General features: G+C 62.9%; 23 protein-coding genes. 16 read left to right on the plus strand and 7 right to left on the minus strand.

From position 1 onward, the window contains the following. Positions 1-6 precede the first annotated feature (6 nt). The 5 genes from ACFWXH_RS12405 (at position 7) to ACFWXH_RS12425 (ending at position 6,423) form a co-directional block, all read left to right on the plus strand. On the plus strand, positions 7-2,103 hold the full coding sequence (locus ACFWXH_RS12405; RefSeq protein ID WP_379120521.1) for a pseudouridine synthase: 2,097 nt from the start codon (positions 7-9) through the stop codon (positions 2,101-2,103). Continuing rightward, complete coding sequence (rsmD, locus tag ACFWXH_RS12410; protein WP_379120523.1) at positions 2,103-2,657, plus strand: 16S rRNA (guanine(966)-N(2))-methyltransferase RsmD; 555 nt, start codon at positions 2,103-2,105, stop codon at positions 2,655-2,657. The genes ACFWXH_RS12405 and rsmD overlap by 1 nt, the downstream gene beginning before the upstream one ends. 275 nt (positions 2,658-2,932) lie before the next feature. Beyond that, positions 2,933-4,237 (plus strand): M16 family metallopeptidase, encoded by a 1,305-nt coding sequence (locus ACFWXH_RS12415; protein ID WP_379120525.1) that lies wholly within the window; start codon positions 2,933-2,935, stop codon positions 4,235-4,237. 3 nt (positions 4,238-4,240) lie between these two features. Then, positions 4,241-5,587: a M16 family metallopeptidase gene (locus ACFWXH_RS12420; protein ID WP_379120527.1), complete on the plus strand. Its 1,347-nt coding sequence runs from the start codon at positions 4,241-4,243 to the stop codon at positions 5,585-5,587. Next, positions 5,584-6,423, plus strand: coding sequence for a patatin-like phospholipase family protein (locus tag ACFWXH_RS12425; RefSeq protein WP_379120529.1), 840 nt, complete (start codon positions 5,584-5,586; stop codon positions 6,421-6,423). The genes ACFWXH_RS12420 and ACFWXH_RS12425 overlap by 4 nt, the downstream gene beginning before the upstream one ends. Before the next feature lie 22 nt (positions 6,424-6,445). Here ACFWXH_RS12425 and ACFWXH_RS12430 read toward each other — a convergent pair whose 3' ends face one another. From ACFWXH_RS12430 to ACFWXH_RS12440, 3 genes are all read right to left on the minus strand, one after another. Next, the gene (locus ACFWXH_RS12430) at positions 6,446-6,865 is read right to left on the minus strand and encodes a VOC family protein (RefSeq protein WP_379120531.1); all 420 of its coding nucleotides are present in this window, start codon (positions 6,863-6,865) and stop codon (positions 6,446-6,448) included. Between the two features lie 108 nt (positions 6,866-6,973). Further along, a complete protein-coding gene (locus ACFWXH_RS12435) occupies positions 6,974-7,339 on the minus strand; it encodes a hypothetical protein (RefSeq protein ID WP_379120533.1) in 366 nt (121 codons plus the stop codon). After that, the gene (locus ACFWXH_RS12440; protein WP_379120535.1) at positions 7,340-8,221 is read right to left on the minus strand and encodes an NAD(P)-dependent oxidoreductase; all 882 of its coding nucleotides are present in this window, start codon (positions 8,219-8,221) and stop codon (positions 7,340-7,342) included. 124 nt (positions 8,222-8,345) lie between these two features. On the opposite strand from ACFWXH_RS12440, the gene ACFWXH_RS12445 reads away from it, so the two are divergent. The 7 genes from ACFWXH_RS12445 to lpxK all read left to right on the plus strand — a co-directional run bounded on the left by ACFWXH_RS12445 (position 8,346) and on the right by lpxK (position 14,375). Beyond that, entirely contained in the window at positions 8,346-8,666 is a 321-nt protein-coding gene (locus ACFWXH_RS12445) for a winged helix-turn-helix transcriptional regulator (RefSeq protein ID WP_379120538.1), read from the plus strand. 117 nt (positions 8,667-8,783) lie between these two features. Then, positions 8,784-10,127, plus strand: a complete 1,344-nt coding sequence (locus ACFWXH_RS12450) for a TldD/PmbA family protein (RefSeq protein WP_379120540.1) — start codon at positions 8,784-8,786, stop codon at positions 10,125-10,127. Next, positions 10,114-10,920 (plus strand): 3'(2'),5'-bisphosphate nucleotidase CysQ, encoded by an 807-nt coding sequence (locus ACFWXH_RS12455; protein WP_379120542.1) that lies wholly within the window; start codon positions 10,114-10,116, stop codon positions 10,918-10,920. Before ACFWXH_RS12450 ends, ACFWXH_RS12455 begins: the two co-directional genes overlap by 14 nt. A 74-nt stretch (positions 10,921-10,994) precedes the next feature. Further along, positions 10,995-11,240, plus strand: a complete 246-nt coding sequence (locus ACFWXH_RS12460; protein WP_054311030.1) for a DUF4170 domain-containing protein — start codon at positions 10,995-10,997, stop codon at positions 11,238-11,240. A 2-nt stretch (positions 11,241-11,242) separates the two neighbouring features. Next, positions 11,243-12,031, plus strand: coding sequence for a lysophospholipid acyltransferase family protein (locus ACFWXH_RS12465; RefSeq protein ID WP_379120939.1), 789 nt, complete (start codon positions 11,243-11,245; stop codon positions 12,029-12,031). Continuing rightward, on the plus strand, positions 12,028-13,344 hold the full coding sequence (gene waaA / locus ACFWXH_RS12470; protein WP_379120544.1) for a lipid IV(A) 3-deoxy-D-manno-octulosonic acid transferase: 1,317 nt from the start codon (positions 12,028-12,030) through the stop codon (positions 13,342-13,344). Before ACFWXH_RS12465 ends, waaA begins: the two co-directional genes overlap by 4 nt. Positions 13,345-13,346: 2 nt before the next feature. Continuing rightward, positions 13,347-14,375 carry a tetraacyldisaccharide 4'-kinase gene (gene lpxK, locus ACFWXH_RS12475; RefSeq protein WP_379120546.1) on the plus strand — a complete coding sequence of 343 codons (1,029 nt, stop codon included), beginning with the start codon at positions 13,347-13,349 and terminating at the stop codon, positions 14,373-14,375. 39 nt (positions 14,376-14,414) lie between these two features. Here lpxK and ACFWXH_RS12480 read toward each other — a convergent pair whose 3' ends face one another. After that, entirely contained in the window at positions 14,415-14,648 is a 234-nt protein-coding gene (locus ACFWXH_RS12480) for a DUF2093 domain-containing protein (RefSeq protein ID WP_054311026.1), read from the minus strand. 146 nt (positions 14,649-14,794) lie between these two features. Here ACFWXH_RS12480 and ACFWXH_RS12485 point away from each other — a divergent pair, with 146 nt between their 5' ends. Then, complete coding sequence (locus tag ACFWXH_RS12485; protein ID WP_379120548.1) at positions 14,795-15,397, plus strand: hypothetical protein; 603 nt, start codon at positions 14,795-14,797, stop codon at positions 15,395-15,397. Between the two features lie 144 nt (positions 15,398-15,541). Here the strand turns inward: ACFWXH_RS12485 and ACFWXH_RS12490 are convergent, their stop codons facing one another. Continuing rightward, complete coding sequence (locus tag ACFWXH_RS12490; RefSeq protein ID WP_379120550.1) at positions 15,542-16,468, minus strand: LysR substrate-binding domain-containing protein; 927 nt, start codon at positions 16,466-16,468, stop codon at positions 15,542-15,544. 92 nt (positions 16,469-16,560) lie between these two features. Between ACFWXH_RS12490 and ACFWXH_RS12495 the strand changes: the two genes are divergently transcribed. Then, positions 16,561-17,454 (plus strand): DMT family transporter, encoded by an 894-nt coding sequence (locus ACFWXH_RS12495; RefSeq protein ID WP_379120552.1) that lies wholly within the window; start codon positions 16,561-16,563, stop codon positions 17,452-17,454. Between the two features lie 15 nt (positions 17,455-17,469). Here ACFWXH_RS12495 and mutL read toward each other — a convergent pair whose 3' ends face one another. Together mutL and ACFWXH_RS12505 are read right to left on the minus strand one after the other, a co-directional pair. Further along, positions 17,470-19,314 carry a DNA mismatch repair endonuclease MutL gene (gene mutL, locus ACFWXH_RS12500; protein ID WP_379120554.1) on the minus strand — a complete coding sequence of 615 codons (1,845 nt, stop codon included), beginning with the start codon at positions 19,312-19,314 and terminating at the stop codon, positions 17,470-17,472. A gap of 117 nt (positions 19,315-19,431) precedes the next feature. After that, positions 19,432-20,370, minus strand: a complete 939-nt coding sequence (locus ACFWXH_RS12505; RefSeq protein WP_379120941.1) for a metallophosphoesterase — start codon at positions 20,368-20,370, stop codon at positions 19,432-19,434. A 177-nt stretch (positions 20,371-20,547) separates the two neighbouring features. On the opposite strand from ACFWXH_RS12505, the gene ACFWXH_RS12510 reads away from it, so the two are divergent. Next, positions 20,548-21,024, plus strand: coding sequence for a DUF3828 domain-containing protein (locus ACFWXH_RS12510; RefSeq protein ID WP_379120556.1), 477 nt, complete (start codon positions 20,548-20,550; stop codon positions 21,022-21,024). A gap of 4 nt (positions 21,025-21,028) precedes the next feature. Then, positions 21,029-21,577, plus strand: coding sequence for a hypothetical protein (locus ACFWXH_RS12515; protein ID WP_379120558.1), 549 nt, complete (start codon positions 21,029-21,031; stop codon positions 21,575-21,577). The last annotated feature ends 112 nt before the right edge of the window (positions 21,578-21,689 follow it).

Consider the following 21,689-nt stretch of genomic DNA (forward strand, 5'->3'; position numbering starts at 1 on the left):
GGCAAGATGGACGACAAAGACAACAAGCCGCCGCGGTCGCGCGGTTCCAAAACAGACGGCCCACGCAGCCGCGATTCCGGCAAAGGTGGAAAGCCTGGTTTCGGCAAGAAGCCGTCTGCCAAGCGTTTTGACGGCGACAAGGCAGCAGGCGAACGGCCTCGCGGCGACTTCAAGCCGGGCGGCGGCAAGCCGTGGCAGAAGCGCGAGGATGGCGGTAAGCGGCCTTTCGAGAAGGGTGCGCGCGGCGAAGGCAAGCCTTTCGTCAAACGGGACGGTCCCCGCAAACCCTACGCACCGCGCGAAGACCGCGCGGCTGAGGGCGAGCGGCCAAAGCGCGATTTCGGCGATCGTACCCGCAGTGTACGCTCCGAAGGTGAGTTCCGGCAGGACCGCAAGCCTTACGAGAAGCGGGAAGGCGGCGGTTCGTTCGGCAAGCGGCCTTTTGAGAAGGGGGCACGTGGCGAAGGCAAGCCTTTCGTCAAGCGCGACGGTCCACGCAAACCCTATACGCCACGCGAGGACCGTGCGGCGGATGCCGAGCGACCAAAGCGCGACTTTGGTGGCGACCGTCCGCGCGGGCCGCGTCCCGAAGGCGGCTTTCGTCCTGATCGCAAGCCCTACGAGAAGCGGGAAGGTACGGGCAATCCGCGTCCCGGCCGTTTCGAGCGTGGCGAGCGTAAATTCGAGGGCGGACGCCTTGAGCGCCGCTTCGACAATGAAAACGGCGAGCGCGGCGAGCGCCGTTTCGAGCGCCCGAAGCGCGAGTTCGATGGTGAGCGCAAGCCGTTCCAGAAGCGCGAAGGGGGTGCGCCGAAACGTCCCTTCGACAAGGGTCCGCGCCGCGAAGATGCCGCGCATTCCCGCGTTTCCGCTGAGGCCACCGAGGCTGGCGAGCGTATCGCCAAGCGGCTGGCCCGTGCGGGCATCGCTTCCCGGCGCGACGCCGAGGAGCTGATCGCTGCCGGTCGCGTCAAGGTCAACGGCAAGGTGTTGACCTCGCCGGCGTTCAACGTGGCGGCGAATGACGTCATCCATCTCGACAATACGGAAATTCCGCCGATCGAGCGTACGCGTCTGTTCCTGTTCCACAAGCCAGCCGGCGTGGTGACCACCAACCGCGATCCGGAAGGGCGCAAGACCGTTTTCGACGTGCTGCCAGCCGAATTGCCGCGGCTGATGACGATCGGCCGCCTCGATATCAACACCGAAGGCCTCCTGCTGCTGACCAATGACGGTGGGCTGTCGCGTGTGTTGGAACTGCCCGCGACCGGCTGGCTGCGCCGGTACCGGGTGCGCGTGCATGGCAAGGTCGAGGAACAGGCGCTGGCCGACCTCAGGGACGGTATCGCCGTCGACGGCGTTTTCTATGGTGCTATCGAAGCTTCTCTGGAGCGCACACAAGGCACCAATGCCTGGCTGACCATTGGCCTGCGCGAAGGCAAGAACCGAGAAGTCAAGAACATCCTCGGTGCACTCGGCCTTGAAGTGGCACGGCTGATCCGTATTTCCTACGGTCCCTTCCAGCTTGGCGAATTGCCGGAAGGTCATGTGCAGGAGATCAAGGGCCGCACACTACGCGAACAGCTTGGCGAAACGCTGATCGAGGAAGCCGGCGCCAATTTCGACGCCGACATCACCACCCCCTTCTCCAACAAGCCGGTGCGCCGCACCGAGCGGCGCGAGGAAGATGCGCCGCGTGCGCGGCCGTTGCGCGATGGCGACCATCGTCCGGCGGGCGAGGGCGGCCTGATCAAGGCACGCAAGCGTCGCGAAGGCAGCCGTGACGAGGCGCTCGGCAAGCTTTCGACGAAGCCGGATCGTGGCGGTTTCGGCGACCGTGGCGGCTTTGGCAAGGGTGGTTCCGGCAAAGGTTTCGGTGAGCGTGGCCCGAAGAAGGGCGAGCGCGAGCAGCGGCCGATCGATCCGCCCGGTCAGCGCCGCGCCAATGTGTGGATGGCCCCTGGTGCGAGGCCGCAGGGCGCCAAGACGGAGCGACCGGAAAAGTCCGATACTGGCAAAGGTGGTCCGCGTGGCCGCTCCTTTGACAGCAAGGGCGGTTCGCCGCGCGGCAAGGGGCCAGGTAAAGGTCCAAGGTCGCGCTGATGCGGATTGTCGGTGGTGAATTTCGCGGGCGACCGTTGGCGACGCCGCGTGATCAGTCCATTCGCCCGACCACCGATCGCGCGCGGGAAGCCGTCTTCAACGTGCTGGCGCATCGTTTTGACGAGAAGCTCGAGGGTGCGCGCGTGCTCGACCTCTTCGCCGGCACCGGTGCGCTTGGCCTCGAGGCGCTGTCGCGTGGCGCTTCTTATGCGGTCTTCATTGAGGAATCGGCGGAAGGGCGTGGGCTGATCCGCTCCAATGTCGAGGCCTTCGGCCTTACCGGCCGAACGAAGATCTTTCGCCGCGATGCCACGAAGCTTGGAGAGGCCGGTACCATAGCACCATTTGGCCTGCTGTTCGCTGACCCACCCTATGGCAAGGGCTTGGGCGAACAGGCACTGCAATCCGCGCGCGCCGGCGGATGGTTGATGCCGGGTGCGCTTTGCGTGGTTGAGGAATCGGCTGCGATACCGTTCCAGCCAGGGGCGGGGTTTTCGGTGATCGACGAACGCAACTACGGCGAAACCATCATTCGCTTCATCGAGGCGGCCTGACTTGGACCTTTTCGCGCAGCGGCCTGACTTCGGCCCTTATTTGCGGCAAGACGGGCAGGAGTACGCAAGGAGAATCGGCGAAAGCGCATGATTGCAGTCAAGCGGAGCGGTCGGTGAGAACTCGAAAAGATTGGCCGCGCCGCATTGTGCTTGCGGTATCGCTAGAGCGTTTCCGCTTTTCACGGAAATGCGGAAATGCTCTAGCTTTTTGCTTTGACGCAATTCCGGACACAAAACCGCTTCGCACTTTTGCTGGAATTGCTCTGAGCGTCTTGATGGCAACGCCGGTGCTGGCCGAGCAGGCACCTCCTGAAAGCACGATCAGCCAGTTCACGCTGGGCAACGGCATGCAGGTGGTGGTCATTCCAGATCATCGCGCGCCGATCGTTACCCATATGGTGTGGTACAAGATCGGCAGCGCCGACGAACCGCCCGGCAAGTCCGGCATCGCGCACTTCTTCGAGCACCTGATGTTCAAGGCGACCAGCAATCATCCAGCCGGTGCTCTCGACCAGGCCGTTGCCGATATCGGCGGCAACGACAACGCCTTCACTTCCTACGATTTCACCGCTTTCCACGAGACCGTGCCGCCCTCGGCACTCGGCCAGATGATGGGTTTCGAGGCTGATCGCATGCGCAACCTCGTGCTGAGCGACGAGGCAGTGACTACCGAGCGTGACGTCATCATGGAAGAGCGCCGCTCCCGCATCGACAATGACCCGCAGGCGCAGCTCGATGAGGCGGTGAACGCAACGCTTTATATGAACCAGCCTTACCGCATCCCGGTCATCGGCTGGATGCAGGAAATAGAACAGCTCAACCGGGTCGATGCAAAGGCGTTCTACGATCGCTACTACGCGCCGAACAACGCCGTCCTGGTCGTCGCCGGCGATGTCGAGCCAGAGGCGGTGCGCAAACTGGCGGAGGAGAATTACGGCAAGGTGCCACATGGACCGGATCTGCCGCCTCGCATCCGCCCCAAGGAACCGGAAAAAACGACGGCACGTTCGGTGACGCTCGCCGACGCGCGCGTCAGCGTGCCGAATTTTTCCATGCAATGGGTCGTGCCGTCCTACAACACCGCAAAGCCAGGGGAAGCGGAAGCGCTCGACCTGCTGGGCGAAATCCTCGGCGGTGGCTCGCGCAGCCGCCTCTATCAGCAGCTCGTCGTCAAGCAGGGGGTCGCGGCCAGCGTCGGCGCGGGTTTCCAGGGCAGGGCGCTGGATGATACGGTTTTTGCCGCTTATGCCACGCCACGCGGCACCGCCAAGCTTGCGGATGTCGAGAAAGCCGTCGGCGTGGAAATCGAAAAGATCGCGCGCGACGGTGTCAGCGTCGACGAGCTGGAACGAGCCAAGAACCGCTACATCCGCGCGATGATCTTTGCCCGCGACCGCCAGGATTCGATGGCCAATATCTATGGCAACGTGCTGACCACCGGCGGCACGATCAAGGATGTCGAAGAATGGCCGGAGCGGATCCGCAAGGTGAGCGCCGAAGAGGTCAAGGCGGCTGCGCAACGCTATCTGCTCCTCGACAAGGTGGTGACGGGCTATCTCTTGCCCAAGGCGGAGAACTGAGCGATGCCGGTATCGAACCCTGTCAATGCCAGCCTATGGATCCGGCTGCTGCTCGGCCTGATCTTCCTTGTCCTGCCGGCATTCGCCGCTTCGGCTGCCATGAACATCCAGGAGGTGAAGTCCGACAAAGGCATCACCGCTTGGCTGGTGGAAGACTACACCGTGCCGATCGTGACGATGCGTTTCGTGTTCGACGGCGGCGCCAGCCAGGACCCCGCCGGCAAGGAAGGTACGGCCAATCTGATGGCCGGCCTGTTCGACGAAGGGGCTGGCGACCTCGACAGCGATGCCTTCCAGATCAAGCTCGACGATGTCGGCGCCGAGATGAGCTTCGAAGAGACCCGTGACGGCTTTTACGGAACGATGCGCATGCTGGCAGAGAAGCGCGACGATGCGCTTGGCCTGCTCAAAATGGCGATCGAGGAGCCGCGTTTCGACCCCGCGCCGGTGGAGCGCATCCGGGCGCAGATCATTTCCGGCATCGAGGCCAATGCGCGCAACCCCGAAACCATCGCCCAGGCGAAATGGCGCAAGGTACTCTACGGCAGCCATCCTTATGCCAATCCGGAAAACGGCACCAAGGAGAGCGTGACGGCGATCGGTCAGGACGATTTGCGCGCTTTCCATAAGGCGATGTTCGGTCGCGATGGCCTGCATGTCGCGGTTGTCGGCGCGATCGATGCCGAAACATTGAAGCGCAAGCTCGACGAAATTTTCGGCGGCCTGCCGGAAAAGCAGCAATTGCGGCCTCTCGCCGATGTCGATCTCAAGCTTGGACAGACCATCGACGTGAACTACGACCAGCCGCAAACCTCGCTGCAATGGGCGTTCCCGGGTGTCGCGCGCGACGCGCCGGATTTCTATGCCGCAGCTCTGCTCAACGAGATCCTGGGCGGTCAGGCCTATACGTCTCGCCTTTATCAGGAGGTGCGCGAGAAGCGCGGGCTTGCCTACGGCGTCTCCTCGTCGCTGGTCGACCGCCGCTATTCGACGCTGTTGACCGTCGGTACGGCGACGCGCTCGGACCGCGCTGCCGAAACGTTGAAGATCGTACGCGACGTAGTGCAGCGCCTGGCAAGCGAAGGACCGACCGACCAGGAACTGGCGGCGGTGAAGAAGAACCTCATCGGCGCCTACGCCATCAACAATCTGGATTCATCGAGTTCCATCGCCAACACGCTGGTGGAACTGCAACTCGATAAACTCGGCATTGACTACATCCAGCGCCGTGCTGCCTATATCAATGGCGTGACGCTCGACGAGGTGAAGGCCGTGGCCAAGAAATTGCTGTCAGTCGATCCGGCAATCCTGGTGGTGGGGCCTGCGCTCACCACGGGTGGCAAGGGGTGAGCCCCTCGTTCTCCGTCGCCTTCGGCGGTGGCGGCGCGCGCGGCCTCGCGCATATCCATGTCATCGAGGCACTGGACGAACTCGGCATCAAGCCAGTCGCGATAGCCGGTTCCTCCATCGGTGCGCTGATGGGGGCAGGCGTTGCCTCAGGCATGAGCGGTCGCGAAATCCATGATTATGCACGCTCCATCCTCGGTACGCGGGCACAGGTGGCGAGCCGTATGTGGCGCGCGCGTCCTGGCACCTTCGCCGAGGCGATGGAAGGCGGCCTGCGGGTCGGCCAATTCAACATCGAGCGCATCCTCAAGGCCTTCCTGCCGGAAATCGTGCCGGCTCGCTTCGAGGAACTGAAAATTCCACTCAAGGTGACGGCGACCGACTATTTCGGTCATAAGCTCGCGGTGTTCGACAGCGGCGATCTGCATTCGGCGCTGGCGGCATCAGCGGCGATCCCGGCGGTGTTCCGGCCGGTTATGCGCGACGGTCGTATGCTGATCGATGGCGGTATCTACAATCCCGTGCCGTTCGACCTGGTCGAGGGATCCGCTGACATCACCATTGCAATCGATGTCGTCGGCGGCCCGGAAGAGGGCAGCAAGCGGCCGACCTCGATCGACCTTATGTTCGGCGCGACCCAGTTGCTGATGCAGTCGATCATCGCCAACAAGCTGACGCAGTGCCACCCTGATATCCTGATCCGCCCGCCGGTGTCGCGCTTCCGCGTGCTCGATTTCATGAAGATCGACGCGGTGATGGCTGAAACCGCCGCGGTGAAGGATGAGGTCAAGCGTGCTGTTGAGGCCGCGCTGGAAACGCGGCGCGAACCACAGGTATAGCTTCTCGGCTGTTCGCCCGATGTCAGTGCGCGAATACCTGTTCCAGTGAACGGAAACCTTTGAATTCCAGCGCGTTACCGGAGGGGTCGCGGATGAAAAGCGTGGCCTGTTCGCCCGGCTGACCCTTGAAACGCACCATCGGCCGTTCCAGCCAATCAATATCGTCGCGGGCTACGAGGCGCGCAGCGAGCTTTTCCCACTCGTCCATCAAGAGTACGGCGCCGAAATGCGGGATCGGCACAGCGACGCCATCGACTGCACCGTCGCGCTGTGCCGCAGTTGCATCCGGACGCAGATGCGCGGACATCTGGTGGCCGTAGAGATCGAAATCGACCCAGGTATCGGACGAGCGCCCGATGCTGCAGCCGAGAATCTCGCCATAGAAAGCGCGTGTCTCATTCAGGTCGCGGACGGGAAAGGCGAGGTGGAAGGGTGGTGTCATGGTTCGAACCTTTCGCGTCTGAGCCATAGGGATATCGGAACACAACCACATGCGAGAGCCCGCCGCAAACATCATCCTCGCACATATCCGATCGAGATGAAGCCGGGGTTACGCTATCGCCAACGGTCCGAAAAAGCCGATGATGCGGGTTATGCGCGCCTGACCAGCATCGAGGAAGGCGATGTCGAGACCTTCTGGAAAGGACGATCCATCCGGCAGTACGAACTTCCAGGCGAAGCGCGCAATGCCGTGGTGAATGTCCACGTCGCTTGTCCGGGAGATGCGGGCGCCCGGATATCTCGTCTGGATTCCCGCGATGTGTACAAGCAGGTCGTTCGCGCCGTCGGCATGAACAGTCGGATCGGTGTAGGTCGCGCCTTCGCCCCACACCGACAACAGCAGCGTTCGCCGCCGCTCGGCATCCTGGTCGGACCAGGCTGCGCAATATGTGTCGATGAGATGCGTCAACGACATCTATCCGGCCTTTCCCATAAACTGCGACAGCGCCGCGAAATCGTCGTGCAGGTGGCCGGCAGCGATCGCCCGCCGGAAGATGGCATCATAACCATCGACCACCGTGCGGTCGAGCTTGCGCACCTCCATCAGCTCTACGAGATGCTGGAACGCGCTATAATGTGGAGAGAGCGACGAAAGCGTCTCGTCGTCTGCCGCCAACCGTCCCGCCGCCGTGCGCTTGATCAGGTCTGCGACCAGCCCTTCGACCACCGGTGCGGTTGCTGTCCACTGCCTTGCCAGTTCGCCGAGATCGATCCTTTCGGCCCGGCACACCGCGATGGATTGCAGCGCGCCGAACAGTGCCCCCCACATCAGGGCGAGCAAGGCGCTGTCCTGCGCGTTCGCCAACCCGAGATCCTCGCCGACATGCTGGATGTTGCCGCCCAATGCCCGAAACATGTCCTCGTTCCGATCGAAGGCTCGTCGCGGTCCAGAGACCAGGATGGTGCCGTGCTCCGTGCCGATGAAGTCCGGCGTGGCCATGATCGCACCGTCGAGATAACTCACGCCATGCGCTGCGGCCCATTTGCCAACGTCTCGCGCACCATGCGGCGTACCGGAGGTCAGTTCCACGACCAGCTTGCCGCGAAGAGCCGTGGCGACATCACCGCGCAGCAGTGCGGCGGTCGCCGGATAGTCGGTTACGTTGACGATGATGATTTCGGCCGCTTCGACGGCCTCTTGCACCGACGGCGCAACAACGGCGCCGGCGGCGGCCAGCGGCGTGGCTTTTTCCAACGTTCTGTTCCAGACCACGGTGCGGTGTCCTGCCTTCAAGAGTGCGTGGACGAGCGCCGACCCCATACGTCCGGTTCCCAAAACAGTGATTGCAGGCTTCATTGCGACACTCCATATCGGCTGAACAGGCGGCTTTCTTGCCGTTGGCCGAGAGCTATGAGGTGGAAGCGGCGAGGCCAATACGCACGGAAGCGTAAGTGGTTACCTGCCAGTAAGGAGAACGGGGATGGACAAGCCTCCGGACAATGGCTTTCTGATCGCGATGAAAATGGTCGCGGGCAAATGGAAGATCGACATCCTGTGTGCGCTTTCTGCCGCGCCGCGCAGGTTCGGCCGGCTGCGGCACTCGATCCCGGACATCAGTGAAAAGATGCTGGCGCAGCAACTGCGCGAAATGGAGGCCGATGGGCTCGTGAAAAGACAGGCCTATCCGGGATTGCCGGCCAAGGTCGTCTATTCGCTGACGGAAAGCGGAGCTGCACTCTGCGCCGGCGCGGAAGGGCTGTGCCGATGGAGCGAACAATTCATGAGCCCCGCACAGGCATAGCGACCTGTCCTGAACTGCGGCGGATTGGCTTTCGGCATTGCGCAGACCGGGCGGGGACAATAGATGGAGCTGCGGCGCAGGTGCATGGACGCTGCCGCAAAACAGTAGGAAAGCAGCATGGCCGATACGCTCGACACCTCGAAACTGACCGATCGCGTCGCCGCGCTTGTCGACGCCGCCAGGAAGGCTGGCGCCGATGCTGCCGATGCCGTGGTGGTGCTCGGCCGCTCGACCAGCGTTTCGGTTCGGCTCGGCAAGGTGGAAAACACCAACGCGTCTGAGAGCGAAGACGTGTCGCTGCGCGTTTTCGTCGGCAATCGCGTCGCCTCCGTTTCGGCAACCGCGGCCTCGGATCCGAAGTCGCTTGCCGAAAGGGCAGTGGCAATGGCCAAGGTGTCACCGGAAGATCCCTATCAAGGTCTCGCGGATCCATCGCTGCTTGCGAATGGCGCGAACGATCTCGATCTGTTCGACAAGACGGAAATCGCCGCCGACCGGCTGCGCGAGGACGCGCTTGCCGCCGAAGAGGCAGCCCTTGCGGTCAAGGGCGTGACCAATTCGGGCGGTAGCGCCGCCGGTGCTGGCATGGGCGGTCTGGTGCTTGCCACCTCGCATGGCTTCCTTGGTCAATATGCCGCCACGCGTTTCTCTCGCTCTGCCAGCGTGATCGCGGGCGAGGGCACCGGCATGGAGCGGGATTACGATTATTCGTCGCGCCTGCATTTCGCCGACCTCGACGATCCCGAAGCGATCGGCCGCAGCGCTGGCGAGCGGGCGGTGAAGCGCATCGGCGCGCGCAAGGTGCCGACCGGTACGATCACCGTCGTGTTCGATCCACGCGTGGCGCGTGGCATTGCGGGCCATCTGGCGGGTGCCATCAATGGCGCTTCGGTGGCGCGCAAGACCTCTTTCCTGCGCGACATGATGGGTAAGCAGGTGGCTTCTGCCGCGATCACCGTGACCGACGAGCCGCGGCGCAGGCGTGGCCAGGCGTCGCGGCCCTTCGATGGTGAAGGCGTCGGCGGCGAGAAGCTTTTGATGGTCGAAAAAGGTGTCCTGAACCACTGGTTCCTGTCGACATCGGCCGCGCGCGAACTCGGACTGATCACCAATGGCCGTGGCGCACGCAGCGGCTCGCAGGTGTCGCCGTCCTCCACCAACGTCGCCATCGAACCCGGCGAGCGTTCGCCTGAAGAGCTGATCGGCGCGCTGAAGACCGGCTTTTACGTCACCGAAGTGTTTGGGCAAGGCGTCAACATGGTGACTGGCGAATACAGCCGTGGCGCCTCCGGATTCTGGATTGAGAACGGCGAACTCACCTATCCCGTGTCGGAAGTGACGATCGCCTCGAACCTCAAGACGATGTTCCTTGGCCTCGTGCCGGCCAACGATCTCGACCGCGAATATGGCACCGCCGCGCCGACGCTGCTCATCGAAGGAATGACCCTTGCCGGAAGTTGACGCAGCCGGCCTCACCAGCGCCGATAAAGACCTTGCCTTGCTGCGCGACGCCGCGCGCGAGGCTGGCGCGATCGCGCTGCGCTATTTCGGCAAGAACCCTGAAGTGTGGATGAAGGGCGGGACCTCTCCGGTAAGCGAAGCCGACTATGCCGCCGATACCTATCTGCGCAACACGCTGTTGGCCGCCCGGCCTGACTATGGCTGGCTGTCGGAGGAGACCGCTGACGGCCCGGAACGTCTGAAGGCGCGCCGTGTCTTCGTCGTCGACCCCATCGATGGTACGCGCGGTTTTCTCGACGGTCAGAAATTCTGGTGTGTCAGTGTGGCCGTGGTCGAAGACGGCAAATCAATCGCCGGCGTGCTCGAATGCCCCGCGGCTCATGAGACCTACTGGGCGACGCCCGACACAGGCGCTTTCCTCAACGGCCAGCGGGTCAAGGTGCGCAACATACCGACCGTCGCAGAGCTGGCTGGCCCGAAAGCCCTCCAGGATCTGGTGCCGCAGGCCTGGCAGGGGCGGTTAAGGCGCACGGCCTACATCCCTTCCTTGGCCTACAGGCTGGCGATGATCGCCAAAGGCAGCCTCGATGGCACCTTCGTCAAGCCCAATGCGCATGACTGGGACATCGCCGCCGCTGAGCTCATCCTGCGCGAAGCCGGCGGGCGGCTGGTCGACAGCCATGGTTCCACGCCTGCCTTCGGCAAGGAAAAGGTCAGTCATGGTGCGCTGGCCGCCGGAAGTGGTGAAATGCTTGCCATGATGGCCAGCGTGATTTCCGGCCACGCCGGCTGAGGCGTTTCATAGGTTTCAAAATTAGCGGCTTTGGTCTAGACCAAGCACCAAATCACATGATGTGAAGGACGGACATGACCGGGGAAGACGGAAAGAAACAGCTCCTGCACCTGGTGTTCGGTGGTGAACTGACGTCACTTGGCGGCAGCGAGTTCCGCGATCTCGATGCACTCGACATCGTCGGCATCTATCCCGACTACCAGTCGGCGCTGAACGCCTGGAAATCCAAGGCGCAGGCCAGTGTCGACAACGCGCATATGCGCTATTTCGTCGTGCATCTGCATCGCCTGCTCGACCCGCAGGGCCAGGCCAGCGCGTGACGATGGAAGAGCACGTGGCGAAACCGCAGGCTGATCGGCCCGCGGCCGAAAGGAAGCGCTCCAACAGCGCGCTGAAGCCGCTGTGGAAGAAAGTGCGCGAGCCGCTCGCGCAGTCGCGTTTCGTCAAGAGCCTGATCGTCAGCCTGTTCACGCTGACCATGCGCTTTATCCGGCTCACCAATCCGCGCCTCGCCCAGTCCGCCAAGTTCAGCGACAAGGAATATGAAGGCATCGAGCCTGGCATCATCGCGCTGTGGCATGGCCAGCATATCCTGATGCCGGCCTTCTACCCCTCGAAGCGCGGGCTGGTTGCCATGGTGTCGCGCAGTGCCGACGCCGAGATCAACGCACAGGTGATCGAGCGCTTCGGTATCGAGACCGTGCGCGGTTCCGGCGGCCGGGCGGATGCCCGCCATATCGACAAGGGTGGCGCCAAGGCACTGATCGCACTGAAGAAATCCCTGATGGCCGGCAAGAATGTCTGCATGATAGCCGATATTCCGCATGGCACGCCACGCGATGCCGGCCTCGGTGTCATCCTGCTTGCCAAGCTGTCGGGCCGTCCGATCATTCCGGCGGCCCTTGCCACTAGCCGCCGCAAGGTGCTGGAGAAGAGCTGGGACAAGACAACCATCAACCTGCCGTTTGGCCGTTCGGCGGTCGCGGCCGGCGAGCCGATCTTCGTGGCAAACAACGCCGACGAGGCCGAGATGGAGCGCAAGCGCGTCGAACTCACGGATGCGCTCAATGCCGTTACGGCGAAGGCCTATCATCTGGTGGATACGCGATGAGCGAGCGGTGGGCCCGCATGATGCTGTCGCTCTACCGCGCCGCCGGCTCGGCCGCCTATCCACTCGCCGGCCCCTATGTCGCGTGGCGGGCTTCCAAGGGGAAGGAAGACCGTACTCGCAGCCGCGAACGCTACGGCGTCGCCAGCCAGCCTAGGCCCGATGGGCCGCTGATCTGGGTGCATGCAGCAAGTGTCGGCGAAACCAATGCGGTGGTGCCGCTGGTCCGATCGATCCTCGACTATGGCGTTACGGTGGTGCTGACCACAGGAACCGTCACTTCGGCCAAGCTGGTCGCGGAACGGCTGGGCGAACGTGTCATTCATCAATATGTGCCACTGGATCTGAGGCCGGCGGTGAGCCGCTTCCTCAACCACTGGTACCCGGATCTCGTCATCATCGCCGAGTCCGAGATCTGGCCGAACACCATCCTGGAACTCGGTGCGCGCAGCGTGCCGCAAGTGCTGGTCAATGGGCGCTTGTCCGATCGTTCCTTCGCTTCGTGGAAGAAGCGTTCCAACATCGCCGAGGCTTTGTTCGAGAACCTTGCCCATGTTGTCGCTCAATCGGAAGTCGATGGCGAGCGTTTCCGGGCGCTCGGCGCGCGGCCGGTGACGGTTTCCGGCAACCTCAAGGTGGATACGCCGCCGCCGCCAGTGGACGAAAGCGAGCTTGCTCTGCTCAGCCGTCAGATCGACGGGCGTCCGACCTGGGCTGCCATCTCGACCCATGACGGCGAGGAGGTGATCGCCGCCGAAGTGCACAAGACGCTGGCGTCGCGCCATCCCGGCCTGCTCAGCATCATCGTGCCGCGCCATCCCGAGCGTGCGGGAGACCTTGTCGAGACGTTTGCCAGGATGGGGCTTACGGTCGCACGACGCAGCCTCGACGACCAGATCACGCCCGATGTCGACATCCTGCTCGGCGATACGATCGGTGAAATGGGGCTTTATCTCCGGCTCACCGAGATCGCCTTTGTCGGTCGTTCGCTGACCTCCGAGGGCGGGCAGAATCCGCTGGAGCCGGCCATGCTCGACACAGCGGTGCTGGCCGGCCGCAACGTGCAGAATTTCCGCGATTCCTATCAAAAGCTGCTGGACGCCGGCGCCGCCAAGTTGGTGCGTGATCGACCGATGCTGGCCGGCGCTGTCAATTTCCTGCTCACCAATGAAACGGCGCGCCGCGAGATGATGGCGGCGGGCGCGGCGACCGTCGAGCAGATGCGCGGCGCGTTGGCCACCACGCAGAGGGCGCTGGAGCCCTATATCCAGCCGCTTGTCGTCAAGGCCCGCCTCAAGGTGGTGGGAGGTCGCTGAGCATGGCGAGCGAAGCGCCGCCGTTCTGGTGGGAAAAGCCGGATTGGCGCACTCGTGCCCTCTCGCCACTGTCCTGGATTTACGGCGCGATCGCTGGTCGCCGCATGCGCTCCGCGAAACGCGAAAAGATCGACGTACCAGTACTTTGCGTCGGAAATTTCACCGTTGGCGGTTCCGGCAAGACGCCAGTCGCCATCGCGTTGGCAGGGCATGCGCGGCAGCAAGGGTTGAAACCCGGATTCTTGTCGCGTGGCCACGGCGGCTCTTTTGCCGAGCCGCATATCGTCGATCCGCACCACGATGCGGCCAAGCATGTCGGTGACGAGCCGCTGCTTCTGGCTGAACACGCGCCGGTGGCGGTGTCGCCGAACCGCGCCGCAGGTGCACGCATGCTGATCGAAAAAGAGGGCTGCGACTTCCTCATCATGGACGACGGCTTCCAGAGCGCGCGGGTTCACATCGATTTCGCGCTGGTCGTGGTGGATGCCTGTTATGGGCTGGGCAACGGGCGTGTCATCCCAGGTGGGCCGCTCAGAGCACCGGTGCTCACCCAGCTTCTTTACGCGAATGCGCTGCTCAGGATGGGCGAGGGCACCGCTGCCGACGCTGTCGTGCGGCAGGCTGCACGTGCTGGCAAGCCGATCTTTGCCGCACGCGCCCGGCCGCGCGAGGCCAAGGCACTTGCCGGCAAACGGCTGCTCGCTTTCGCGGGCATCGGCCATCCGGAAAAGTTCTACGACACGGTGGCGGAGGCCGGCGGCAAGGTGGCGCTCAGCCGCTCGTTCCCCGATCATCACGTCTATGCCGAGGACGAACTGGCGGAACTGCTCTCAACCGCCAAGGCGGCGGATCTCGGCCTCGTCACCACTGCCAAGGATGCCGCACGCCTGCGTCACAGCGCGACCCCGTCCGGATTCCTTGAAAAACTCAGCGTGCTCGAAATCGAGACGGTATTCGAGCCCGACCACACGCCGAAGCGTATTGTCGATGAAACGCTCGAAGCATGGCGAAGGCGGCGGATCGGCGGGTAAGCACGGCTCTTCTTCTTCCCGCAAGGGAATCGCCATTGGTCACTTACGCTTGCGCAAATCCGGATTGGCTTCGATTTCGCGCTGCAGGGAGGCGGCGGCGCTGACATAGGGCTCCTGCCTGGCCACGCTCCAGTATTTCAACTCGTCCAGAGCGATGCTCTCGCCGGTCACGGCACAGCGCACGAAGGCTCCCGGGCTGGTGACCTGGAAATCGCCATCGAGATAGCGGATGCGGGCTTCCCGGCCACCGGGGCCTTCGAAACGGTTCATCATCGCGACAGACCTGTGTTCACATGGTCAAGCTTGTTGAGCTCCTGACCTTCGGCGTTTCCGCCATAAAACACGGACAAGGTCAAGCGCGGGGCCAGCTTCGCACAACGCAGACGGCTTATTGTCGCATAAAACGCCTTCGGATCGCCATGGTCGCCGTCATTTCTCGCCTCGCTTCGCGGCTCAAGCAGGCAACCGCCGGCGATGTGCCGTTGCAGACGGCGCGGTCCGATCCAGCCAAGGCGGCCTTGATCAGGACATTGGCGACGCCACGCCCGCCACTCGGCGCCGAGCCGCTGGCGTCGCTGGCGCCGCCGCTCGTCGTGCCGGCTGGAAATGCAGCAGCGCAGAAGGAAGCTTCGTCGCGGATCATCGAAGCCTACCGAGCAGCGTTCGAACTGCAGGAAACCGAATCGTCGTCGATCGGCTCGCGCCCGTCGTTGGCGAGAGGCGCTGACGCGGAAACCGGCCCCCGGCCCCTCTCAGGGCAGCCTGTTGCTCGAGACGACGCGGCTTCCAGCATCCGCACCCAACCCATGCCGGCTTATACGCTTGCCTTGCCGCTTTCGGTCGCAACTGGACAGGTGCGGACGGACGAGGTCGCGACCGGAAGGCGACGACCCGCGCAAGCGAAAGCAACGCGCGAAGAGACGGGGGAAGTTCCGCTGAAAGCTGTGTTCAGTGGCCGCACGGCAGGCTTTGGGCTTGCGGCGTTCGCGTTGTTGCTGCTGGTCGTCCTGCTGGTGTTTTAGTCTCGAACGAACACGGAAACGCTCAACTCATTGTTCTTACGCAATTCCGGACAGAAAACCGTTACACGCTTTTCCTGGAATTGCCTTACAGGCTCAAGCGGTTCGGTGCGGCAGCGAAGCGCTTGCCGGGAAATTGCAGGGTGGTTAGCGCTCGGCGGCCAGAAAGCTCTGGAAGCGTTCGGACGGCACGCTAGCCGCATCGGCGATACGTCGGGCGAGTTCAGCGGCTGCGGCACGCGGTTTTCCGGCCGGGCGATCGAGCCAATAGGACACGGGATTGAGTGCTGTACGCTTGTCGACGGCCACAACGCGTCCTGCCGCGACCTGGCCTTCGGCCAGAGGCGGTCGGGCAAGCGCAATGCCGAGCCCATAGGCGGCGGCATCCAGCACAAGATTATAATCCTCGAAACGGCGATCCTGCGGGCGGGGACGGTAGTCGACGCCTTGTTCGCCGAACCAGGCGCGCCAGCCGGCGGCGTCGGAATCGTGGATCAGCGGGTACTTCAGGAGCCGCGCGGCGTCGCCGGTATCGATCTCCTTCGCCAGTTCCGGTGAGGCGATCGGGAACATGTGTTCCTCGAACAATTGCATGGCGATGCGCTCGGGTATGCGCCCACGCCCGCAGCGGATGGAAAGGTCGATGCCTTCGTCGGCGAGGTCGATCTGGCGGTTGTCGACATCGAGCACGATCCTGATCTTCGGATCACCGCTTTCCAGTTGCGCCATGCGCGGCATCAGCCAGAGTCCGCTGATGGAAGGAATGGTCGCCAGCCGCACCACCGCGGAGCCTCTAGGTTCGACCCAGCGGTCGGAATTGGAGGCGATCAGCGCAAAGGCCTCGCTGGTGCGCAGATGCAGCCTATTGCCCTCGATGGTCAACGAGACGCCACGCGCGCCGCGTTCGAACAGCTTCAGACCGAACCAGTCTTCCAGCCGCGCAATCTGCCGGCTGACCGCGCCATGGGTGACGTTGAGCTTCTCCGCAGCGGCTGAAAAGCTGCCTGTCTTGGCTGCTGCGTCGAAGGCGCGCAGGGTTTCGAGTGGGGGCAGTACATCCAAGCTGTGATCCATACTCACAGCTCATCCTCGATTTCGTCGTTTGTCAACGGCACCGGAAAAGCGTTTTCTGCGACTGCGACCAACAGTTGGCGTGGAGAAAGACGATGAGTGCACCCATAAGCATGGCGAATTCGGAACAACGGACAGATGTCACCGCAATGCTGGCCGTGGCGCTCACCGTGGTCGGTTGGGCATCTGCCTTTCCGGCGATCCGCGCCGGTCTCGCTGCGTTCGGGCCGCTGGAACTCGGCGCATTGCGTTTTGCCATTGCCGCCGTGCCCGCCGCGGTCTTCCTCGCCATCAAACGCCCAGCACTGCCCAGACTCAACGAACTGTGGCGCTTCGGCGTCGGGGGCGCGATTTTCGTTGCGCTTTACACAGCGATGCTGAACATCGGCGAGACCACCGTGTCGGCCGGTGCGGCAGCCTTCATCATCAATGTCAGCCCGATCTTCACGGCCATCATGGCGATGTTCCTGCTCGGCGAGCGATTCCCGGTGCTGGCCTGGCTGGGCACGTTCGTCTCTTTCGCCGGCATCGGCGTCATCGCCATGGGTGAGGGCAACGGACTGACGTTCAACACCGGCGCATTGCTGATCCTGGGCTCGGCGCTGTGTTCCTCGGTCAACACGATCGTGCAGAAGCCACTGTTTTCACGTCATCATCCGCTGACGGTTTCGGCATGGAACATGGTGCTCGGCGCGCTGTGCCTGGCGCCGTTCTTTCCGGAAAGCCTTGTCCAGGCTTCACATGCCGACACGGCAGGCCTCGGCGCGGTCATCTATCTCGGCATCATCCCGAGCTTCATCTCCTACGCCGCCTGGGCGACAGCCCTGTCGCGCTTGCCGGCCGCACGTGCCTCCAACTACCTCTATCTGGTTTCACCGGTGGCGACGGTGATCGGCTTCGCCTGGCTGGGTGAAGTGCCGACGACGCTTGGCATCGTGGGCGGCGTGCTGGCACTCGGCGGCGTGATCATCGTCAACATGAAGCGATAGGCCGAACGGAGGCCCTTATCGCCTGCCGAACAATCGCTCGATGTCGGCCAGCTTCAATTCGATGTAAGTCGGGCGTCCGTGGTTACAGGTACCGGATCCCGGTGTCGCCTCCATCTGGCGCAGCAGAGCGTTCATTTCATCGGGCTTGAGCAGGCGCCCCGAGCGCACCGAGCCATGGCAGGCCATGGTAGCGGCGATGTGATGGAGGCGCTCCGTCAGCGTTTCGGTGGTGTCGTTGTCGGCGATCTCGTCCGCCAGGTCGCGGACAAGCTGCTGGATATCGGTTTCACCCAGCATTGCTGGTGTTTCGCGCACAGCGATCGCTCCCGGACCGAAACGCTCGACGCCAAGGCCGAAGCGCTTCAGCGTCTCGGCATGCACGGCCAGCCGTTCGGCGTCGTCTTCGGGCAGGTCGACGATTTCCGGCAGAAGCAGCATCTGCGCAGGCACCGGGCGGGAATGCAGCGCGTTCTTCAGGGCCTCATAGACCAGCCGCTCATGCGCGGCATGCTGGTCGACAATGACCAGCGAATCCCTGGTTTGCGCGACGATGTAGTTTTCATGCACCTGCGCGCGCGCGGCGCCCAGCGTCGCTCCCAGCAGGGTTTCGGTGGCCTCTACCTGGCTGGCGCGGGCATCGGCACTTATCGCCGGTCCGTTGTCGAAGGCCTGCTGGTCGTGTTCGCGGAAACCCATATCAAGCGGCCGCTGCAGCGAGCGCATGGCATCGAATCCCACCGGTCCGGAAGCGCGATAAGCCGCTTCGTAGCTGCGATGGCCGTTGGTCGGGCCGCCATGGTCGAAGCTCGTAGCCCCGGGCCTGAAAGCGGCCATCATGCCGGCGGCTCCGGTTGTTGCCGCCCGCACACCGGCGCTCGTCAGCGCCTCGCGGATCGCGCCGACGATCAAGCCGCGCACCAGGCCGGGATCGCGGAAGCGCACGTCTGCCTTGGCCGGATGCACGTTGACATCGACGGTCGCGGGATCGAGCGTCAGGAACAGCGCCACCACGGCGTGCCGATCGCGCGGCAGCACGTCCATATAGGCGCCGCGGATGGCGCCGGCGATGAGTTTGTCACGCACCGGGCGGCCATTGACATAGGCATATTGTTGCAGGGCATTGGCGCGCGTGAAAGAGGGGATCGAGACGTGGCCGGTCAGCCGGACACCTTCGCGCATGGCATCCACGGCTATGGAATTGTCCGGAAATTCGGACCCCATCACCTGCGCCAGCCGGCGCAATTGTCCCTCCGGGCTGTCGTCCGTTGCCGGCAGTTCCAGCGTCGAGCGATCCGAACCGGCCAGCGTGAACCGTACAGCAGGAAAGGCAATCGCGATGCGCTTGATGACGTCGCTGGTGGCCGAACTTTCGGCGCGTTCGCCTTTCATGAATTTCAGCCGGGCGGGCGTTGCGAAGAACAGGTCGCGCACCTCCACCGTCGTGCCGCGGTTGGCTGCCGCCGGCCGCACGGGCGCCACGCGTCCGCCCTCGATGCTGATTTCGGCAGCGCTGTCGCCTTGTGCGGTGCGTGAGCGGATAGACAGCCGCGCTACGGAACCGATCGAGGGCAAAGCCTCGCCGCGAAAGCCGAGCGAGCGGATGTCATTGATGTCGTCGGAAAGTTTCGAGGTGCAGTGGCGCGCCACGGCAAGCGCCAGTTCCGGTTCAGGAATGCCAAATCCGTCATCGGTGACACGGATCAAATTCAGCCCACCACCGGCGGTGACGATCTCGACGCGGCCAGCACCGGCGTCCAGCGCATTCTCCACCAGTTCCTTGACGACGCTGGCAGGACGCTCGATGACCTCGCCCGCAGCGATCTGGTTGATCATCGTTTCGGAGAGTTGGCGGATGGACATGGCCGGACTATAGCGGGATTCGCCAAGGCGGCGAACAACCGCGCCCGGCCATTTCACGCAAAGACCACAGCGAAATCGGCGGGGATTTCCCGCCGATTCCGGTTTATCCGGCCAAACCTATGCGCTTTGGATTTTCAAGGATCGGTTTTCCTCGCGCCCGAAGCCACGAATCTCGATCCGGTCATCATAGATTTCGACGATCGAGTAGGCGCTGGTTGCAGGTGTGTCGACCATGCCCTTGAAATTGAGGAAGTATTTGCCGTTGAGCTCGCCGAAATTGCCGGCATGGTTGTGGCCGTTGAAATAGGCAACGACGTTGCTGGCACCGGTCAGCAACTCCACGATTCGTCCCGAATCCCACATGTTGTGTTCATTTTCCGGATAGACCGGATAGTGACCCATGACGATTACCCTCTCGTTCGCCGCCTGCGCCGCCTTGATGGTCTTCTCGAGCCAGGCGAACTGTTCGTCGCTCAGCGAGCCGTTCCAGCTCTGGGCATTGACAGCGCCTTTCGCCTTCAACTCCTCGAGCCGCTTGGCGGCGACCTCACGGCGCGGGTCATCCTTCGGCGGTGCGAACAGGCTGACGTCGTTGCCGTCGAGCACGATGAAGCGGTAGCCACCGCCTGCGAAATCATAATAGGCCTTTTCCATGCCGGCGGTGCGCACGACCGAAGTCAAGTATTCGGCTGCGACGTCATAGTCGTGATTGCCGAGCAGGAAGAAACGCTCATGCTTCAGCTTGTCGTAGAGGGGGAGGATATGCGCGTAGCTTTCCCAATGCCGGTCGATGATGTCGCCCAGCGTCGCGACGAAGCGCAGGTCCTCCTGGTTGAAGGCTTCGATTGCTTCCGACAGCTTCCACAGGCTGTTCGAATAGTAGCGGTTGAGCTTGAGATTGGGCACGACGGGTGCGTATTGCGGATCGGCAACGATGCCGAATTTGAACAATGGCGCCCCTTCGGCTGCTGCCGCTGCGTCGATGGTGAAACCTCCGAACGGTGCGAACATCGCGGCGGTGCCGCCTATCTTGAGGAGGTTGCGTCGGGTGATCATGAAAGCCTCTGCATTGCCAGTTACCGCGGCAGGGTAGGCAGGCTTGGTGACAGCGGCATGAAATCCGGCCTGGTTGCCGGCGGCCAATCGCTGTTCGATTTTCAGGTCGTAAAAAAGCCGAGATGACCGATGCGTGCTATGAAGAGACTGCATCTGTCGCGCGGGATTGGGGGAATCATGAAGCTGGGACTGCTGCTCGCACTTTCCGTTTTGACGTATTCAGGCTCCGCTTTGGCCGGATCGGCATCGGACGCGGTGATGTTTTTCTACGCGCCGGTCAAATTCGCCGCCGATCCGCAATACCGGGATCGCTTCACCGACCCCGTCATCAAGCTGTTCCAGCTCAACGACGCCGCCATCAGGAAACATCCGGACGAGGTGGCTTGCATCGATTTCGATCCGGCACTGGACGCGCAGGACTATGACGACAAGACCGTCGCCGACAGCCTGAAGCTCACCGAAGCCATCGACGGCGACCACGCGACGGTGACGGCAAGCTTCAGCCTTTTTACTGAAGGTGATGATTCCAAACGTGAAATGGTCTGGGATCTCAGGCAGGTCGACGGTTCCTGGAAGGTCGCCGATATCGCTTCCAAGAGCAACAGCTGGAAACTCAGCGAACTGGGTTGTTCGGGTGGAGAAGAACCGGAATAGGCCTATGGTGCGCAGACGCCGTTTTTTGTCTTTGCTGTTGGTCGGGATTGTCACTGCCGGCTCGGGTGGCGGTGCGTGCGCGGAAGGACTGCTGGGCGCCAAGGCACCAACAGCGCCGACCGCATCTGCAGGTGCGGCTCCGACTGCGTCCAATTTGGCCACGGCTGTCGCTCCGGATTCTCCAACGGCGCAGGTCAGGCCATTCTACGCGGATGGTGCGGATCTGGCTTCAGCCGATCATGAGCGCTTCGTCGATCCGGCAAAGACGGTGCTTGAGAAGAACGAAGCACTTAAAAAATCCGGCCAGGGTGATTGTCTCGACCAGAACATGCCGCTCGACCAGGTTCCATACGACAAGGCTGTGCTCGAAAAGACCTTCAAGTCGCTGGAGGCGATCAATGGTGACGACGCTCGCGTCGTCGTTGCCTTCGTCGAAGGCAGCGAGCCACATCGACTGGAGTGGAAACTGAAGAAGGTCGAAGGTGCCTGGAAAATCACCGACCTTCTGTCGGTCACCGGCGAGTGGGCACTCAGCCAGTACCAGTGCGAGTGACACCAGCACCAGCGACGTTGGCCCTGCCATTCAAATCTCGGCCCAATGGCGTTTGTTGCGGGGAACAGGCGCGCGCGCCACGCGTTGGGCAAGCTGATCCCCAACAAGGAGC

Source organism: Mesorhizobium sp. NPDC059054, from assembly GCF_042739215.1.
In the GTDB taxonomy this organism is placed as follows: domain Bacteria; phylum Pseudomonadota; class Alphaproteobacteria; order Rhizobiales; family Rhizobiaceae; genus Mesorhizobium.

Coding starts and splice junctions, on each gene's coding strand:
- ACFWXH_RS12405 (WP_379120521.1), top strand. CDS start 7: ATGGACGACAAAGACAACAAGCCGCCGCGGTCGCGCGGTTCCAAAACA.
- rsmD (WP_379120523.1), top strand. CDS start 2,103: ATGCGGATTGTCGGTGGTGAATTTCGCGGGCGACCGTTGGCGACGCCG.
- ACFWXH_RS12415 (WP_379120525.1), top strand. CDS start 2,933: ATGGCAACGCCGGTGCTGGCCGAGCAGGCACCTCCTGAAAGCACGATC.
- ACFWXH_RS12420 (WP_379120527.1), top strand. CDS start 4,241: ATGCCGGTATCGAACCCTGTCAATGCCAGCCTATGGATCCGGCTGCTG.
- ACFWXH_RS12430 (WP_379120531.1), bottom strand. CDS start 6,865: ATGACACCACCCTTCCACCTCGCCTTTCCCGTCCGCGACCTGAATGAG.
- ACFWXH_RS12435 (WP_379120533.1), bottom strand. CDS start 7,339: ATGTCGTTGACGCATCTCATCGACACATATTGCGCAGCCTGGTCCGAC.
- ACFWXH_RS12440 (WP_379120535.1), bottom strand. CDS start 8,221: ATGAAGCCTGCAATCACTGTTTTGGGAACCGGACGTATGGGGTCGGCG.
- ACFWXH_RS12445 (WP_379120538.1), top strand. CDS start 8,346: ATGGACAAGCCTCCGGACAATGGCTTTCTGATCGCGATGAAAATGGTC.
- ACFWXH_RS12450 (WP_379120540.1), top strand. CDS start 8,784: ATGGCCGATACGCTCGACACCTCGAAACTGACCGATCGCGTCGCCGCG.
- ACFWXH_RS12460 (WP_054311030.1), top strand. CDS start 10,995: ATGACCGGGGAAGACGGAAAGAAACAGCTCCTGCACCTGGTGTTCGGT.
- ACFWXH_RS12465 (WP_379120939.1), top strand. CDS start 11,243: ATGGAAGAGCACGTGGCGAAACCGCAGGCTGATCGGCCCGCGGCCGAA.
- waaA (WP_379120544.1), top strand. CDS start 12,028: ATGAGCGAGCGGTGGGCCCGCATGATGCTGTCGCTCTACCGCGCCGCC.
- lpxK (WP_379120546.1), top strand. CDS start 13,347: ATGGCGAGCGAAGCGCCGCCGTTCTGGTGGGAAAAGCCGGATTGGCGC.
- ACFWXH_RS12480 (WP_054311026.1), bottom strand. CDS start 14,648: ATGATGAACCGTTTCGAAGGCCCCGGTGGCCGGGAAGCCCGCATCCGC.
- ACFWXH_RS12485 (WP_379120548.1), top strand. CDS start 14,795: ATGGTCGCCGTCATTTCTCGCCTCGCTTCGCGGCTCAAGCAGGCAACC.
- ACFWXH_RS12490 (WP_379120550.1), bottom strand. CDS start 16,468: ATGGATCACAGCTTGGATGTACTGCCCCCACTCGAAACCCTGCGCGCC.
- ACFWXH_RS12495 (WP_379120552.1), top strand. CDS start 16,561: ATGAGTGCACCCATAAGCATGGCGAATTCGGAACAACGGACAGATGTC.
- mutL (WP_379120554.1), bottom strand. CDS start 19,314: ATGTCCATCCGCCAACTCTCCGAAACGATGATCAACCAGATCGCTGCG.
- ACFWXH_RS12505 (WP_379120941.1), bottom strand. CDS start 20,370: ATGATCACCCGACGCAACCTCCTCAAGATAGGCGGCACCGCCGCGATG.
- ACFWXH_RS12510 (WP_379120556.1), top strand. CDS start 20,548: ATGAAGCTGGGACTGCTGCTCGCACTTTCCGTTTTGACGTATTCAGGC.
- ACFWXH_RS12515 (WP_379120558.1), top strand. CDS start 21,029: ATGGTGCGCAGACGCCGTTTTTTGTCTTTGCTGTTGGTCGGGATTGTC.